The 14,714-nt window shown below is 67.5% G+C and carries 14 protein-coding genes and 1 pseudogene; 7 read left to right on the top strand and 8 right to left on the bottom strand.

Going from position 1 to position 14,714, the window contains the following annotated elements; translation table 11 throughout:
- Window positions 1–177 (bottom strand): annotated as a pseudogene (locus ACE5C1_RS01615) (pyruvate dehydrogenase (acetyl-transferring) E1 component subunit alpha); the annotation flags it as partial.
- Window positions 178–285: 108 nt separating this feature from the next.
- Here ACE5C1_RS01615 and ACE5C1_RS01610 point away from each other — a divergent pair.
- From ACE5C1_RS01610 to ACE5C1_RS01600, 3 genes are read left to right on the top strand one after another with little or no spacing between them, the layout of a single operon-like run.
- Entirely contained in the window at window positions 286–1,557 is a 1,272-nt protein-coding gene (locus ACE5C1_RS01610; RefSeq protein WP_374942312.1) for an MFS transporter, read from the top strand.
- On the top strand, window positions 1,554–2,474 hold the full coding sequence (gene cysK, locus ACE5C1_RS01605) for a cysteine synthase A (RefSeq protein WP_374942311.1): 921 nt from the start codon (window positions 1,554–1,556) through the stop codon (window positions 2,472–2,474). The genes ACE5C1_RS01610 and cysK overlap by 4 nt, the downstream gene beginning before the upstream one ends.
- Window positions 2,474–3,733 carry a cell wall hydrolase gene (locus tag ACE5C1_RS01600; RefSeq protein ID WP_374942310.1) on the top strand — a complete coding sequence of 420 codons (1,260 nt, stop codon included), beginning with the start codon at window positions 2,474–2,476 and terminating at the stop codon, window positions 3,731–3,733. Before cysK ends, ACE5C1_RS01600 begins: the two co-directional genes overlap by 1 nt.
- Before the next feature lie 156 nt (window positions 3,734–3,889).
- On the opposite strand, the gene ACE5C1_RS01595 is transcribed toward ACE5C1_RS01600, so the two are convergent.
- Genes ACE5C1_RS01595 through hisI form a run of 4 tightly spaced genes read right to left on the bottom strand, consistent with a single transcriptional unit; the run spans window position 3,890 to window position 7,002 of the window.
- Window positions 3,890–5,698 (bottom strand): acyl-CoA dehydrogenase C-terminal domain-containing protein, encoded by a 1,809-nt coding sequence (locus ACE5C1_RS01595; protein ID WP_374942309.1) that lies wholly within the window; start codon window positions 5,696–5,698, stop codon window positions 3,890–3,892.
- Between the two features lie 4 nt (window positions 5,699–5,702).
- Window positions 5,703–6,125, bottom strand: coding sequence for a MerR family DNA-binding transcriptional regulator (locus ACE5C1_RS01590; protein ID WP_374942308.1), 423 nt, complete (start codon window positions 6,123–6,125; stop codon window positions 5,703–5,705).
- A gap of 32 nt (window positions 6,126–6,157) precedes the next feature.
- The gene (locus ACE5C1_RS01585) at window positions 6,158–6,616 is read right to left on the bottom strand and encodes a hypothetical protein (RefSeq protein ID WP_374942307.1); all 459 of its coding nucleotides are present in this window, start codon (window positions 6,614–6,616) and stop codon (window positions 6,158–6,160) included.
- Between the two features lie 26 nt (window positions 6,617–6,642).
- Complete coding sequence (gene hisI / locus ACE5C1_RS01580) at window positions 6,643–7,002, bottom strand: phosphoribosyl-AMP cyclohydrolase (RefSeq protein ID WP_374942306.1); 360 nt, start codon at window positions 7,000–7,002, stop codon at window positions 6,643–6,645.
- 403 nt (window positions 7,003–7,405) lie between these two features.
- Between hisI and purF the strand changes: the two genes are divergently transcribed.
- The gene (gene purF, locus ACE5C1_RS01575) at window positions 7,406–8,875 is read left to right on the top strand and encodes an amidophosphoribosyltransferase (RefSeq protein ID WP_374942305.1); all 1,470 of its coding nucleotides are present in this window, start codon (window positions 7,406–7,408) and stop codon (window positions 8,873–8,875) included.
- Window positions 8,872–9,582, top strand: a complete 711-nt coding sequence (locus ACE5C1_RS01570; protein ID WP_374942304.1) for an SDR family NAD(P)-dependent oxidoreductase — start codon at window positions 8,872–8,874, stop codon at window positions 9,580–9,582. The genes purF and ACE5C1_RS01570 overlap by 4 nt, the downstream gene beginning before the upstream one ends.
- 53 nt (window positions 9,583–9,635) lie before the next feature.
- On the opposite strand, the gene ACE5C1_RS01565 is transcribed toward ACE5C1_RS01570, so the two are convergent.
- Genes ACE5C1_RS01565 through ACE5C1_RS01555 form a run of 3 tightly spaced genes read right to left on the bottom strand, consistent with a single transcriptional unit; the run spans window position 9,636 to window position 13,202 of the window.
- Window positions 9,636–10,859: a class I SAM-dependent methyltransferase gene (locus ACE5C1_RS01565; protein WP_374942303.1), complete on the bottom strand. Its 1,224-nt coding sequence runs from the start codon at window positions 10,857–10,859 to the stop codon at window positions 9,636–9,638.
- Between the two features lie 41 nt (window positions 10,860–10,900).
- Entirely contained in the window at window positions 10,901–12,262 is a 1,362-nt protein-coding gene (locus tag ACE5C1_RS01560) for a cryptochrome/photolyase family protein (protein ID WP_374942302.1), read from the bottom strand.
- Window positions 12,263–12,299: 37 nt separating this feature from the next.
- A complete protein-coding gene (locus ACE5C1_RS01555) occupies window positions 12,300–13,202 on the bottom strand; it encodes a histone deacetylase (RefSeq protein WP_374942301.1) in 903 nt (300 codons plus the stop codon).
- Between the two features lie 45 nt (window positions 13,203–13,247).
- Between ACE5C1_RS01555 and ACE5C1_RS01550 the strand changes: the two genes are divergently transcribed.
- Together ACE5C1_RS01550 and ACE5C1_RS01545 are read left to right on the top strand one after the other, a co-directional pair.
- Entirely contained in the window at window positions 13,248–14,228 is a 981-nt protein-coding gene (locus tag ACE5C1_RS01550; protein ID WP_374942300.1) for an alpha/beta hydrolase, read from the top strand.
- Window positions 14,225–14,710, top strand: coding sequence for an RNA pyrophosphohydrolase (locus tag ACE5C1_RS01545; RefSeq protein WP_374942299.1), 486 nt, complete (start codon window positions 14,225–14,227; stop codon window positions 14,708–14,710). The genes ACE5C1_RS01550 and ACE5C1_RS01545 overlap by 4 nt, the downstream gene beginning before the upstream one ends.
- Window positions 14,711–14,714 lie beyond the last annotated feature (4 nt).

The following is a 14,714-nucleotide window of genomic DNA, read 5'->3' as shown; positions in this document are numbered from 1 at the left end:
GATGAACCCCAGCCCGTACAGCTGTCCCGCCTTCTCCTCGAAGCGCCGGATCAGCAGCATCTGCTTGTAGAAGTCGAGCAGCTGCTCCTTGGTCGCCTGGAACGGCTGCGGCTCGGCGGGGCGCTCGCGGTTCGGCTTGGGGGGCTCGCTGGTTGCGGGCGCGGGGGCTTTGGCCACAGTTACGTTCACCTCTCCGAAAGTCGCGGTCCGGTGCCTATAGCCGCGGTCCCGCGCGAACTTCAATCGTTGCCCTTGACGCTACGGAGCGCCTAGAGCCCCCGGTCAATGGTTATCCACCCGTATCGTATCCCCGCGTTCCGTGCGTACCTCCTGTCGCGGCTCCTGGGTACGATCGCGCTGGCGGCACAGGCGATCGTCATCGGCTGGCAGGTCTACGGCCTGGCGCGCGAGACGATGGACATCCGCGAGGCCGCCTTTTTGCTCGGCATGATCGGCGCTGCGCAATTCGTGCCGCTGTTCGTGCTGACCCCCGTTGTCGGCCTGGTCGCGGACACCCTCGACCGGCGGTGGATTGTCCGCGTGACGACCGCCCTGCTGATGCTGGTCGCGGCGACGCTCGGGGCATTGACATGGGCGGGCATGCTCGGGCTGCCCGCGCTATTCGGTGCGGCAGTGTTCGTCGGCGTCGCGCGCGCCTTCTCCGGCCCGGCCTATTCGGCACTCGCGCCCAATCTGGTGCCGCGAGAGAGTCTGCCGACCGCCATCGCGATCAGCTCGATCGCTTGGCAGGTCGGATCGATCGCGGGCCCCAGCTTCGGCGGGCTGCTCTATGCGATCCACCCCGATGTTGCGTATGCCACGATCGTCGGCCTGCTCTCGCTGGCGCTCGGTGCGATGCTGTTCATCGGCCCGGTGCCGCAGCCGCCCGCTGAGACCGACCGCCATCCGCTTGTCCGTATCCTCGACGGCTTCGCCTATGTCCGCCACAACCGGCTGGTGCTGGCGACGATCACGCTCGACCTGTTCGCGGTGCTGCTGGCCGGCGCGACTGCGCTGCTGCCGATCTACGCGCGCGACATCCTCCACGTCGGCGCGAGCGGTCTCGGCCTGCTCGCGGCGGGCATGGGCATCGGCGCCGCGGCGACTGCCGTGTGGTTTTCGGTCCGGCCGATGACCGAGAACGTCGGCGTCAAGATGCTTGCCTCCGTCGTCATCTTCGGGCTGGCGATCCTGACCTTCGGGGTATCGACCAGCTTTGTGCTCAGCCTCGCCGCGCTGATCGTGGCGGGCAGCGCCGACATGGTGTCGGTCTACGTCCGCTCTTCGTTGATCCAGCTCCACACCCCCGACCACATGCGCGGACGGGTCAGCGCAGTATCGCAGCTGACCATCTCCGCCTCGAATGAGCTCGGCGAAGCGGAAAGCGGTTTGCTGGCTTCGCTGCTCGGTCCCGTCGGGGCAGTGGTGTTCGGCGGGGTCGGCGCGATCGCGATCACGCTGCTCTGGGCGCGGCTGTTTCCCGAACTCAGGCTTGCAAAGACCTTCGATCCGCCCGAAGTCATCCCCGAACCCCAGCATGGAGCAGCCACGCCATGAAGGCCAACACGATCCTCGACACGATCGGGCGCACCCCGCACATCCGCGTGGCCCGCCTGTTCCCCGACTCCGAAGTGTGGATCAAGTCCGAGCGCTCCAATCCCGGCGGGTCGATCAAGGACCGGATCGCGCTGGCGATGGTGGAAGCAGCGGAAGTCGACGGACGCCTGCAGCCCGGCGGCACGATCATCGAGCCGACCAGCGGCAACACCGGCGTCGGCCTGGCGATGGTCGCCGCGGTCAAGGGCTACAAGCTCGTCCTGGTCATGCCCGAATCGATGTCGCTCGAACGCCGCCGTCTGATGCTGGCGTACGGCGCGACCTTCGATCTCACGCCGCGCGACCGGGGCATGAAGGGCGCGATCGAGCGCGCGCTGGAGCTGATCGATCAGACCCCCAACAGCTGGATGCCCCAGCAGTTCGAGAACCCCGCCAACATTGACATCCACGTCCGCACCACGGCGCAGGAGATCCTCGACGACTTCGCCGACACGCCGATCGACGTTCTCATCACCGGCGTCGGCACCGGCGGCCACATCACCGGCGTCGCCGAAACGCTCAAGAAGACCTGGCCCAACCTCAAAGCCTATGCGGTCGAGCCCGCCGCCTCCCCCGTCATCGCGGGCGGTCAGCCTGGGCCCCACCCGATCCAGGGCATCGGCGCCGGCTTTATCCCCGCCAACCTCCACACCGCCGCGTTGGACGGCGTGATCGAGGTCGACGCCGCAGTCGCCAAGGACATGGCGCGCCGCGCGGCCAGCGAAGAGGGCATGCTGGTCGGCATCTCCTCGGGCGCGACGCTAGCGGCAATTCTGCAGAAGCTGCCCGACCTACCCGACGACGTCCGCGTGCTCGGCTTCAACTACGACACCGGCGAGCGCTACCTCTCGGTTCCCGACTTCCTGCCCGAGAGCTGATGCCCGCTCCCTCGAAGCGCGTCGGCGCCGCGCTGGTCGCGGTCGCCGCCGCGGCGGTGACGATCCCGGCGCTGGTCGTCACGCACCCGCCCGCCAAAGCAAAACGGGCGATCAGGCCCGCCAAGCTGCCGCCCCGCCGCGTGGTGCCCCAGGCCGAGCTGCCGCCGGTGGAGCCGGTCAAGCTCGTCGACCTCGCCCCCGACGACGCACGCGCGTTCAACGAAACCGTGCCGTTCTCGACCCTGCCCAACCCCGCCGCGCGTCCGTTCCGATTCGCCGGATCGGCCGAGGATCGCGAGCGCGCGACCGACTGCCTGGCGGCGGGCGTCCTCTACGAAGCGGGCGACGACAGCGTCGGCGAGCGCGCGGTCGCGCAAGTCGTCCTCAACCGCCTCCGCCACCCTGCATTTCCCAAGACCGTCTGCGGCGTCGTGTTCGAAGGGTCGGAACGCACCACCGGCTGCCAGTTCACCTTCACCTGCGACGGCGCGCTCACCCGCTGGAAGCCGTCCGAAGCGGGCTGGAAACGCGCGCGAGAGGTCGCCGGACTCGCGCTGTCGGGGGCGGTCTACAAGCCCGTCGGCTATTCGACTCACTATCACACCGACTGGGTGGTTCCCTATTGGCAGTCGAGCCTCGACAAGGTCGCGCGCGTCGGGAGCCACCTGTTCTTCCGCTGGAGTGGCTGGTGGGGCACGCCTCCGGCCTTCAACCGCCAGGTCGCGACCGGCGAGCCCGCGGTCGCCGCGCTTGCGGGCGTCTCGCCTGCGCACGGCATGGCCGCGGCGCTGGCACAGGGCGACGCAGCGGTGCTTGCGGTCGCGGCCTACACCGGCACCGTCCCGGTTGCTCTGCCGAGCGACCCCGACACCTTCGTCGTCGCGCTCGATCCCAAGGCGGCGCCCGACTCCTACAAGGCGATGGCGCTCGCCGCTTGTGCCGACAGGCCGCACTGTGTCGTGATGGGCTGGACCGACCGCGCGCTGATGCCGGTCAGCGCCAGCCTGCTGCCCAACCAATCCGACGCAATGGGCTTCAGCTACCTGCGCAACCGCGAGGGCGACTTCGAGCGCGCGCTTTGGAATTGCGCCACGTTCCCTCGCGCCGTGAAGACCGAATGCATGCGGCGACAGGTGCTGCGGATCGAGGCGCCGGTGGCGGCACCGGTGGTAACCGCACCAGCTGCGGAGCCGCTGGCGGGAGTGCGGCGGAAGGGCGAAGCAATACCTTCCCCGACTGCCGCGCCGGCGGCAAAATAGGTCGTTCTTTCCTTCTCCCCTTGTGGGAAAAGGTGGCGCGCCCTGTCGGATGAGGGCTGCGCGCCGCCGGCTCTCTCGGCTGCTGCGCAGCCGCCCCTCACCCTTCCGCAGCCTGCGGCTGCTCCCTCCCTCTCTCACAAGGGGCGCGGTCAACAATCACGCTCGCGCCGCCATGAACATTTCCGGCGGCAGGGCCATGATCGCTTCCGCCCCGCCCTCGATCTTGCGCCGCAGCGCCCCTGCCTCGGGCATCACACGTTCGGCAAAGAAGCGCGCGGTTACCAGCTTGGCGTCCATGAACGCGGCATCCCCTTCGCCGGCGTCCTTCAATCGTGCGGCCGCCGCCGCCATACGCAGCCACATAAGGCCGACCGCGACGATGCCCATCACGTGCATGTAGGATACCGCGCCCGCGCCGACGTTGTTAGGGTCTTTCATCCCGTTTGCCATGAACCACATCGTCGCGGTCTGAAGCTCGCTGTTCGCCCGCTCCAGCGCGGTTGCGAACGCTACCGTCGCCTCCACGTTTTTCGCCGCGGCGACTTCCTCGCCGACGATCCGGAACAACGCCTGCACCGCGCGCCCGCCATTGGCAGCCAGCTTGCGCCCGACCAAATCCATCGCCTGCACGCCGTTGGTGCCCTCGTAGATCTGCGCGATCCGTGCGTCACGGACGTACTGCTCCATACCCCATTCGGCGATATAGCCGTGCCCGCCATAGACCTGCTGAGACGTCGTCGCGATCTCGTAACCCTTGTCGGTCCCGACTCCCTTGATGACCGGGGTCAGAAGCCCGATCAGGTCGGCGGCCATCTGCCGATCGGCATCGTCGGGTGCGGCATGTTCGAGATCGACCTGGAGCGCCCCCCATAGGCACAGCGCGCGCAGTCCCTCGGTCCACGCCTTGCCCTCCATCAGCATCCGGCGGACGTCGGGATGGACGAACAGCGTATCGGCCTTCTCGTTCGGCTCGGCGGGGCCAGTCAGCGCGCGACCCTGACGACGGTCGTGCGCATACTGGACCGCGTTCTGATACGCGACCTCGGCCAGCCCCAGCCCCTGCAAGCCCACGCCCAGCCGCGCGGCATTCATCATGATGAACATCGCGGCGAGCCCCTTCATCTCGTCGCCGACCAGCCAGCCGGTCGCGCCATCGTAGTTCATCACGCAGGTCGAGTTGCCGTGGATGCCCATCTTGTGCTCGATGGAGCCGCAGCTGACTGCGTTGCGCTCACCCAATGATCGGTCGTCGCCGACCATCACCTTTGGCACGACGAACAGCGAAATGCCCTTTGAGCTCTCGGGCGCGCCGGGAGTCTTTGCCAGCACGAGGTGGATGATGTTGTCGGTAAGGTCGTGCTCGCCCGCCGAGATGAAGATTTTCGTGCCGGTTATGCTGTACGATCCATCCGCCTGCGGCTCCGCGCGGGTGCGGATCAGACCCAGGTCGGTGCCGCACTGCGGCTCGGTCAGGTTCATGGTGCCACCCCATTCGCCCGACACCATCTTCGGCAGGTACTTGGCTTGCTGTTCAGGCGACCCTTTCACCACCAGCGCCGCGATCGCGCCGTGAGCAAGCCCGGGATACATCGCGAACGCCATGTTCGCCGAGATCATGTATTCCTGGAATGCGGTCGAGACGACATGCGGCATGCCTTGCCCACCGAACGCTTCGGGTGCGGAAAGCGTCCCCCAGCCCGACTCGACGAACTTGGCGTATGCCTCCTTGAACCCGGCCGGGGTCGTCACCGAACCGTCCGCATGACGCGTGCAACCCTCCTGGTCGCCGGACAGGTTGAGCGGGAACAGTACCTCGGCGACGAAGCGCCCGCCTTCCTCCAGCACCGCATCGACGGTGTCGGGGGTGGCGGCCCCGAACCCCGGTACGTTGGCATAGCGATCAAGCCCAACCACATTCTCGAGGACGAAGCGCGTGTCGCGAACGGGGGGCGTGTACTGGGGCATGAAGCTATCCTTGATCCTGGGTACGGCCGCGGTCGAGCACGGCAACGAAATCGGTGAGTTCCGTAATGGCGGCGTCGATGTCGACGCGTTGCCGGGTCAGTAGCGCTATCCGCTCGCGGCAGCGATCGATCGCGACCTGACGCTGGACACGTCGACCGTCGCCAACGTCGTAGAGGTCGATCATTTCACGGATTTCGGCGAGGCTGAACCCGACGCGCTTGCCCCGCAATATCCACGCGATCCGCGCACGATCGCGATGCGAATAGATGCGCTGGGTACTGCGGCGAACGGGCGCGATCAGCCCCTCGTCCTCGTAGAAGCGCAGCGCGCGGGCGGTGACCCCGAACTCGGCGGACAGATCGGATATCGTGAAGTCGTCGCGATCGGCACGCGGCGGAACGACGGCGTAAGTTGAACCGGTCGGCATACCGAGGCCGCTACTTGCCCTTTACGTTAACGTCAAGCGCCGCATAGCAACGTGCCGTCCGGCGCTCGCAGCGTCGCAGCTTCGGAGGCGGACGCCCCCTGCCGCTCGACCACGAGCGCCGCCAGCGAAGCGCGACCCTGGCACATTCGTTCGCATGCCACTGGTAATTCCGCCGGAAACGTCAGCCGCTCTCCGTCGAAACGCGCATCGAAGCGACAGTCGCCAAAGATCACCCCGACCCGCTCACCGGATCGTTCCAGCGTTCCCGCCGCCGCGCACGCCTGCCCGTCGCTATAGTTCACCAGCGCGCCGATCCGCGTCGCGCCACCGGCGCCTGGTATGATGCAGACGCGATCCGTGTCGCGCATCCAGGCACCGACCAGCGAACCCTTGGGATCCGTGATCAACCCCGCTCCCCGCGCCGCCGCCTCCAGCCGTTCGCCCGCTTGCGCATCGACGGTCGGCTGTTGTCCACAGCCGGCCAATGCCAATGTTAGCGCAAGACGATAAGGACGCCTCATTCGACGAAGGTCAGGGCGCCGTCGCGTTCGATCCGCCGGTAAAAGCAGCTCGTTCGCCCGGTATGGCACGCCGGACCGGCCGGCTCGACGACCAGCCACAGCGCATCCTGATCGCAATCGACTCGCATTTCGACGACCCGCAAAATATTGCCCGAGGTTTCCCCCTTGCGCCAAAGCCGCATGCGACTGCGCGACCAGAAGGTGGCCTCACCCGAATCCTGCGTCGCCGCGATCGCCTCGGCATTCATATGCGCCACCATCAACAACGCGCCCGCTTGGTTCGTTACGACGGCGGTAACGAGACCGGCAGCATCGAACTTCGGGTCGAACAGGAATGTCTCTTCGCGATACGTCATATTTCGCCTTACCTACGATAGCCGGCAAACGAAAATCGCCGAAGAATTTGTGCGAAGGTAGCCCGGATTGCCAATGTCCACACCGGCGTTCCGATCGGAGGGAAAACGACGATGAGCACGGCCGCGCAGGACTGGTCGACCGGGTATGTCGTGGACGTCGAATACGTCCCCACAATTTCCTGCCCAGGCTCGCTCCCCTGAACCTGGCGCTCGCCGCTGCGATGACGCCGACGCCGCGCGTTTTCACCGCGACGGCATCCCCGCTCTGGCGATGCTCGGCATCACGTGATCCGGTGAATAAACACGCCGTGACCTTCGCGGCTGTTAGCCGACATCGCTTGGGGGCGACAAACCCATGTTTGCCTCCTATATCCCGCCGTGAAGCGAAACCCATCGGGCCGACATGCTGACCACACATCCTTTCGAAGCCGCCGACGACGGCGATCACCTCCATGAGGAGTGTGGCATCTTCGGCGTGTCCGAAACGCAAGGCGCGGCCGCGCTCGTCGCCTTGGGGCTGCACGCGCTCCAGCATAGGGGGCAGGAAGCCGCCGGGATCACGACCTGGGACAGCCGCGCCTTTCATACCCACCGCGCGATGGGTCACGTTGCGGGCAATTTCGACCGTGACGACGTGATTCGCGCGCTGCCGGGCACCGTCGCCTGCGGCCACGTTCGCTATGCGACCTCGGGCGACACCGCGCTGCGCAACGTCCAGCCGCTGTATGCCGAGCTCCAGACCGGCGGCTTTGCCGTCGCTCACAACGGCAACATTTCCAACGCGATCAAGCTTCGCAAGGAGCTCGTCCGCCGCGGATCGATCTTTCAGTCGACCAGCGATACCGAAACGATCATCCATCTCGTCGCCACCTCGAGCTATCGCACGCTGCTCGATCGCTTCATCGATGCGCTGAAGCAGGTCGAGGGCGCCTATTCGCTGATCGTGATGACGCCCGAAGGCATGATCGCCTGCCGCGACCCGCTCGGCATCCGCCCGCTGGTGATGGGCCGTCTCGACGACGCGGTGATCTTTGCGTCCGAGACCGTGGCGCTCGACGTCGTCGGCGCGACCTTCGAACGCTCGGTCGAACCGGGCGAACTGGTGATCGTGCAAGGCAAGGACGTCCGATCGATCCGCCCGTTCGCGCCGATGGCGCCGCGGCCGTGCATCTTCGAATGGGTGTATTTCTCGCGTCCCGATTCGATCGTCGAGGATCATTCGATCTATTCGGTGCGCAAGGGAATCGGCGCACAGTTGTCGCGCGAAGCGCCCGTCGACGCCGACCTCGTCATCCCCGTACCCGATTCGGGCGTGCCCGCCGCGATCGGCTATGCGCAGGCAAGCGGCATCCCGTTCGAGCTCGGCATCATCCGCTCGCATTATGTCGGGCGCACCTTCATCCAGCCGGGCGACAAGGTTCGCCATCTGGGTGTGAAGCTCAAGCACAACGCCAACCGGGCCCTCATCAAGGGCAAGCGGGTTATCCTGGTCGACGATTCGATCGTCCGCGGCACCACCAGCCTCAAGATCGTTCAGATGATGCGCGAAGCGGGCGCGGCCGAGGTCCACATGCGGATCGCCAGTCCCCCGACCCGGCACAGCTGCTTCTACGGCGTCGACACGCCCGAGCGCGCCAAGCTGCTCGCCGCCACCCACGACATCGCCGAAATGACCGATTTCATCCACGCCGACAGCTTGGCATTCGTCTCCATTGACGGACTGTACAAGGCGCTCGGCGAGGCGAACCGCGCCGAGATCCGGCCTAAATATTGCGATGCGTGCTTCACCGGGGACTATCCGACGATGCTGACCGACTATGACGAGACCGCCGAGGTCGATCAGTTCGCGTTGTTAGAGGAGCGGCGGGCTTGAGCGGTCCGCTGGCGGACAAGCTCGCGGTCGTCACCGGCGCCAGTCGCGGCATCGGTGCGGCGACCGCGCTGGCGCTTGCCGCCCGCGGAGCCCATGTCGTGCTGACCGCTCGTACCGCGAAAGGTCTGGAAGATGTCGAGCAGGCGATTTTCGATGCGGGCGGTTCGGCGACGATCGCACCGCTCGATCTGACCCAGACCGATGCGATCGCCCGTCTGGCGACTGCGGTCGGCGAACGCTGGCAAGCGCTCGACGTGCTTGTGCTCAACGCCGGCACACTCGGCAGCCTGGCGGCGGTGCCGGCGATCGATGCCAAGGAACTGGCGTCGGTCCTGACCCTCAACGTCAGCGCGCAAGCGGCGCTGATCGCGGCGTTCGATTCGATGCTGCGCCGGTCGGAAGGTGCACGCGTGATCGGCGTCACGTCCTCGGTCGCGCGCAAGCCGCGTGCCTATTGGGGCGCATACGGCGCCTCCAAGGCGGCATTCGAGACGCTGCTCGGCGCCTACGGCGACGAGGTCGCGGCGATCAGCAGCATCCGTACCGGGATCCTCGACCCCGGCTCCACCCGCACGGCGATGCGCGCGCGCGCCTATCCCGGCGAAGACCCGAGCTCGGTCAAAGATCCCGCTGTCGTCGCCGAACGTATCGCCACACTGGCGATCGACGGCTTCGAGGCGGGGCATTTCGAGCGCATCGAAGGCTGACTCCGATCTTCCGTCGCCCCGCCCTGGAGCCGGGGCCCGCTTCTTCTTAAAGCTCAATATTCCGTCAGCGTAACCTGCACGACGTCGATCCCACCACCCCGGAACCCGCCCTCGCAGTACATCAGGTAATAGCGCCACAACCGCACGAATCGCTCGTCGAAGCGCGCAGGCAATCTGCCCTCCGCCACCGCCGCCTCGAACGCGACCCGCCACCGCCGGAGCGTCTCGGCATAGTCGAGCCCGAAGTGGTGCGGATCGCGCCACGCCAGTCCGCGTGCCTCCGCCGACGCCCTGAAGCGCGACTCGGACAGCAACATGCCGCCGGGGAACACGTATCGCTGGATGAAGTCGACGCTTGAAGCATAGGCAGGGAACACGTCATCGGCGATCGTGATGAACTGGATCGCTGCCCGCCCGCCCGGCTTCAGCACCCGCGCTACCATGTCGAGAAAGTCTGGCCAGTAGCGCTGTCCTACAGCCTCGACCATCTCTATGCTGACGACTGCATCGTAACGGTCTTTGACATCGCGATAGTCGGTCAGGGCGACCGTGACACCCCGCAGCGCCTTCGCCTCGATCGCCGCTTTCTGCTCGGCGGACAGCGTAATAGCGTGAACTTCGTTACCTTCGGCCGCCGCAGCCGCCGCAAACGATCCCCAGCCGCAACCGATCTCCAGGATCGTGTCGCCGGGCCGTGCGCCGGTTCGCGCGAGAACCGCGGCGATCTTGCGGTCCTGCGCGGTCTCCAGCGGCTCGTTCGCTTCGGCGAAGATTGCACTTGAATAGGTCAGCCCGGCATCGAGCCATTGCGAGTAGAAATCGTTGCCCAGGTCGTAATGCGCGGCGATGTTGCGTCGCGCGCCTGCCCGATCGTTGCGCCGCAGCCGGTGCCACGCGCGTGCCGCCAGCTTCGCCAAGCCGCCCGACCGCGCCGAATGCCCCAGCGCCACGCGGTTCGCCATGAACAACGCAAACAGCGGCACCGCATCCGGGCTGTCCCAGTCCCCCGCCGCCCACGCGTCGTACCAGCCGACCGATCCGCCGGTCGCCAGCCGGACCAGAGCACGCCAGCGCCGCAGGTCGACGACCGCGACCGGCCCGGCGGCACGTCCACCGAGCAGCCGCCGGGTGCCATCGGGCAAGGTCGCCTCGATCGCCCCCATCTTTAACGCGCGATCGATCCGGTCGAGCATCCGGTGGAACACGGGCGCGACTAGGCGCGCGGCGGCGGACGCGCGGTGGTCGGGTTCGGGGGCGACGGTGCGCGGATCGTTCATCGCGGGCGCCCATGCCAGCACGCGGCGAAATCGAAAAGGGTTCAGCGCATCCTGGCCGCCGCAGCCAGCGCCCGCTCGCGCGCTTCGCGGTGGCCGATGATCTTGACCGGATAGCCGCGTGGGCGGCAGCCCCCGGCTTCCGGATCGTGGATCACCGCATCGGAAAGGCCGCCAAGCTCGGGCACCCAGTGGCGGATATACCCGCCCGCGTCGAACTTTTCCGATTGCGTCAGCGGCGCCATGATCCGCCCGAACATGTTGGCGTCGACGCCGGTCCCTGCCACCCATTGCCAGTTCACCGAATTGTTGCCGTAATCGGCGTCGACCAGGCAGTCCCAGAACCAGCGCTCGCCCCAACGCCAATCGAGCAGCAGGTGCTTGATGAGGAAACTGGCGGTGATCATGCGAACGCGGTTGTGCATCCAACCGATCGTCCACAGTTGGCGCATCCCGGCATCGACGATCGGGTAGCCCGTCCGGCCCGTCTGCCAGGCCTTCAGGTCGCGTTGTGCGTCGGCGCCGTCGCGCCACAGCGAATCGAACTTCGGACGTCCGTTGCGATCGCCGTAATCCGGGAGCGCCGTGACGACGCCGTCGGTGAAATCACGCCAGGCAAGCTCCTTGCGAAAGGTCTGCACGCCCTCGCCAAGCCCGGACAGCGCATGCCAGACCTGACGCGGGCTCACTTCGCCGAAATGGAGATGCGGTGACAGCCGCGAGCTGCCTTCGACCGACGGCAGGTTCCGATCGGTGTCGTATGCGGCGACCTGCCCGGCGAACGCATCGACGGCATTGCGCGCGGCTGCTTCGCCCGCCGTCCACGCCGCATCGAACGCCTTCGCCCAGTCGCGCTTGGGCAGCAGCCCCCAATCGGCAAGCACGTCGCTGCCCGGCCATTTTGCGGGAGCAGCGAGCGTGTTGGGCGCCGGCAAAGGCGCATCGGGCGGCATCCGCTGCGACAGCGCCTTCCAGAAGCTCGAATAGACCCGGAACGGCGTTCCCGCGCCGGTCGTCAAATCTTCGATCCGCGCGAGATGGTTTCCGTCATGCAGGTACAGTGCGTCGCTAAGCGCGGCTTCCGCACTGCGCCACCATGGTTCGTAGTGGCGAATCGCATGGATCGCGGCCGCGCCGGTTTCCTCCAGCAGCGCGCGCAAAACGGTGACGGCATCGCCCCGCCGCAGGATCAGCCGCGAGCCCATCGCCTCCAGCGACGCTGCAAGCGCTTCCAGGGCGTGGTGGAGATACCAGCGTTGGGCACCACCGATCCGCCAGTCGCCCGCCGACTCGTCGTCGAGGACGTAGACGGGAATGACCGGACCGGAACGGGCGGCAGCCAGCAGCGCGGGTTGATCGTGGAGGCGCAAATCCTGGCGGAGCCAGAGCAGGACGGGTTCGGTCATCGCGTGTCGCTACGCGCGCGCGGCACACGCGGTTCCGTCAGCCGAGCCCGAACGCTGCGCCCAACGTCAGGATCGCGGCGACATGGCGGCGGGCGATCGCCAGCGCATCGTCGCCATAGCCGCCGCCCACCGTACTCGCCACCGGGATGCCGCGCGCGCGCATCATCGCCGCGACCAGCCGTTCGCGGCGTGCGAGGCCGTCTTCGGTCAGCGCCAGGCGGCCCAGCCGATCGCCGACAAAGGGATCGACTCCGGCTTGGTAGAGCACGATCTGGGGGCGCGCCTCGTCCAGCAGCGGCGTCAGCGTCTGTTCCAGCGTCGCTAGATATTCGTCGTCCCCCACCCCGTCCGCGAGCGGCACGTCGAGCGTCGATCGTGCCTTTCGCGTGGGAAAGTTCTTGGCGGCGTGGATCGAATAGGTGGCGAGTCCCGGACGTCCTGCCAGCAGCGCCGCGGTACCGTCGCCCTGGTGGACGTCGACATCGACGACGAGCAGCCGCGATACGGTTCCCTCCTCGACCAGCCGCACCGCTGCGACCGCGAGGTCGTTGAAGACGCAATAGCCCGCGCCGGTCCCCGCCAGCGCATGATGGCTGCCGCCTGCGGTATTGGCGGCGAACCCGTGCGTCAGCGCCAGATGGGCCGCCAGCCACGTCCCCCCGGGCACGACCGCCGCCCGCGCCGCGACGGCGCCGGTTACAGGAAAGCCGATCCGCCGCGTCTTGTCGGGCGGCACTCGAGCGTCGAGCACCTCGGCGACGTATTCCGGATCGTGCACCGCCTCCAGCCAGCGCTCAGGCATCGTGTCGGGACGGTGCCATGCGATCCGCGCGCCCTCGCCCGCGAGCAGATCGCGGATCAGGCCGTTCTTGCCCCAGCGATAGGTCGATCGCGCCGGTGCCGCGGCGACGTAATCGGGATGATGGACGACGGGGATCACCGCGAATAGGTAGGCGCAAAGCCCGGCGGGCCCAAGGAGAGACGCATGACCGACACGCCCTTCGTCCGTCCCGACGTGCGCCTGTTCCTCGACTATCTGAACGCCTTACCCGGCCCCAAGATGCACGAGATGGACCCGACCGCGGCGCGCGCGATGTATGTCGCGACCAAGGGGGTGGCGGACCTGCCGCAGGGCGAACTCGCCACCGTCAACGACCTGACGATCCCTGGACCTGCGGGACCGATCCCGGCGCGGCTGTTCGATGTGGCCGAACACCGCGAACCCGGACCGGTCACCGTCTTCTTTCACGGCGGCGGGTTCGTGATCGGCGACCTGGAGACGCACGCGAGCTTCTGCGCGGAGGCCTCGCGCGCGCTGAACATGCCCGTCGTCGCGGTCGATTACCGGTTGGCTCCCGAGCACCGCTGGCCCGCCGCGCCCGACGATTGCGAAGCGGCGGCGCGCTGGGTCGCGAGCAATCCGCCTGAGTTGGGGCGCACCGCGACCAGCCTGGTGCTGTGCGGCGACAGCGCCGGCGGTACACTGACGATCACGACCGCGATGGCGTTGCGCGACACGCCCGCGGCGGTGCCGGTGATCGTCCAGGCGCCGATCTACCCCGCCACGGACGCACGCGGCGCCTACCCGTCCTTCGAGCAGTTCGCCGAAGGGTATCTGCTGACCCGCGGGTCGATGGCGTGGTTCGACGATTGCTACCGCGCCGACGTCGAGCACATGCGCGGCTCGCCGCTCCGGGGCGACATGGCGGGCATGCCCCCGGCCGTCATCGTCACCGCCAGCCTGGACCCGATCCGCGACCAGGGCCGCGCCTATGCATCGGCGCTGGTCGCGGCGGGGGTGGCGGTGACGTACCGTGAGGCGCCCGGCACGATTCACGGCTTCATCACGCTGCGCCAGGGTATCCCGTCTGCGGTGGGCGACGTCGCCGGTTACCTTGTTGCGGTACGTGCGGCGGTCTCTGAGGCCGAGGCGGCGCGGGTCATGCGCCAGGCGGCGGGCGCGTGAACGACCTGCCCTATCGCCCGTGCGCGGGTGTGATGCTGGTCAATCGCGACGGCCGTGTCTTCGTCGGGCAGCGGCTCGATTCGACGCTGGAGGCGTGGCAGATGCCCCAGGGCGGGATCGACCCGGGCGAGGACGCGCGGGATGCCGCGATCCGCGAGCTGGGCGAGGAGACGGGCATCGCGCCGGACCTTGTCGAGCTCGTCGCGCAAGCGCCGGAGGAACTCTACTACGACCTGCCGCCCGAGCTGATCGGCAAGGTGTGGAAGGGCAAGTGGCGCGGTCAGCGGCAACGCTGGTTCCTGTACCGCTTCCTGGGCGAGGACCGCGATGTCGATATCGCCACCGCACACCCCGAATTCCGCGCGTGGCGGTGGATGGAGGCCGAGGCGCTGCCCGCCGCCATCGTGCCGTTCAAGCGTGCCTTGTACGAAGCGGTGCTCGCCGTGTTTCGCCCTCACCTTGGCGCGCATCCGGCAGACTGACCGG

The sequence above is a fragment of the Sphingomonas sp. genome (assembly GCF_964263785.1).
Taxonomy (GTDB): Bacteria; Pseudomonadota; Alphaproteobacteria; order Sphingomonadales; family Sphingomonadaceae; genus Sphingomonas.
The sequence above is the reverse complement of the archived record's forward strand: the minus strand, read 5'-3'. Positions and strand labels throughout refer to the sequence as shown.

Bases quoted from the DNA above. Each gene is read 5' to 3' on its own strand.
- ACE5C1_RS01610 (WP_374942312.1), top strand. From the start codon at position 286: ATGGTTATCCACCCGTATCGTATCCCCGCGTTCCGTGCGTACCTCCTG.
- cysK (WP_374942311.1), top strand. From the start codon at position 1,554: ATGAAGGCCAACACGATCCTCGACACGATCGGGCGCACCCCGCACATC.
- ACE5C1_RS01600 (WP_374942310.1), top strand. From the start codon at position 2,474: ATGCCCGCTCCCTCGAAGCGCGTCGGCGCCGCGCTGGTCGCGGTCGCC.
- ACE5C1_RS01595 (WP_374942309.1), bottom strand. From the start codon at position 5,698: ATGCCCCAGTACACGCCCCCCGTTCGCGACACGCGCTTCGTCCTCGAG.
- ACE5C1_RS01590 (WP_374942308.1), bottom strand. From the start codon at position 6,125: ATGCCGACCGGTTCAACTTACGCCGTCGTTCCGCCGCGTGCCGATCGC.
- hisI (WP_374942306.1), bottom strand. From the start codon at position 7,002: ATGACGTATCGCGAAGAGACATTCCTGTTCGACCCGAAGTTCGATGCT.
- purF (WP_374942305.1), top strand. From the start codon at position 7,406: ATGCTGACCACACATCCTTTCGAAGCCGCCGACGACGGCGATCACCTC.
- ACE5C1_RS01565 (WP_374942303.1), bottom strand. From the start codon at position 10,859: ATGAACGATCCGCGCACCGTCGCCCCCGAACCCGACCACCGCGCGTCC.
- ACE5C1_RS01560 (WP_374942302.1), bottom strand. From the start codon at position 12,262: ATGACCGAACCCGTCCTGCTCTGGCTCCGCCAGGATTTGCGCCTCCAC.
- ACE5C1_RS01550 (WP_374942300.1), top strand. From the start codon at position 13,248: ATGACCGACACGCCCTTCGTCCGTCCCGACGTGCGCCTGTTCCTCGAC.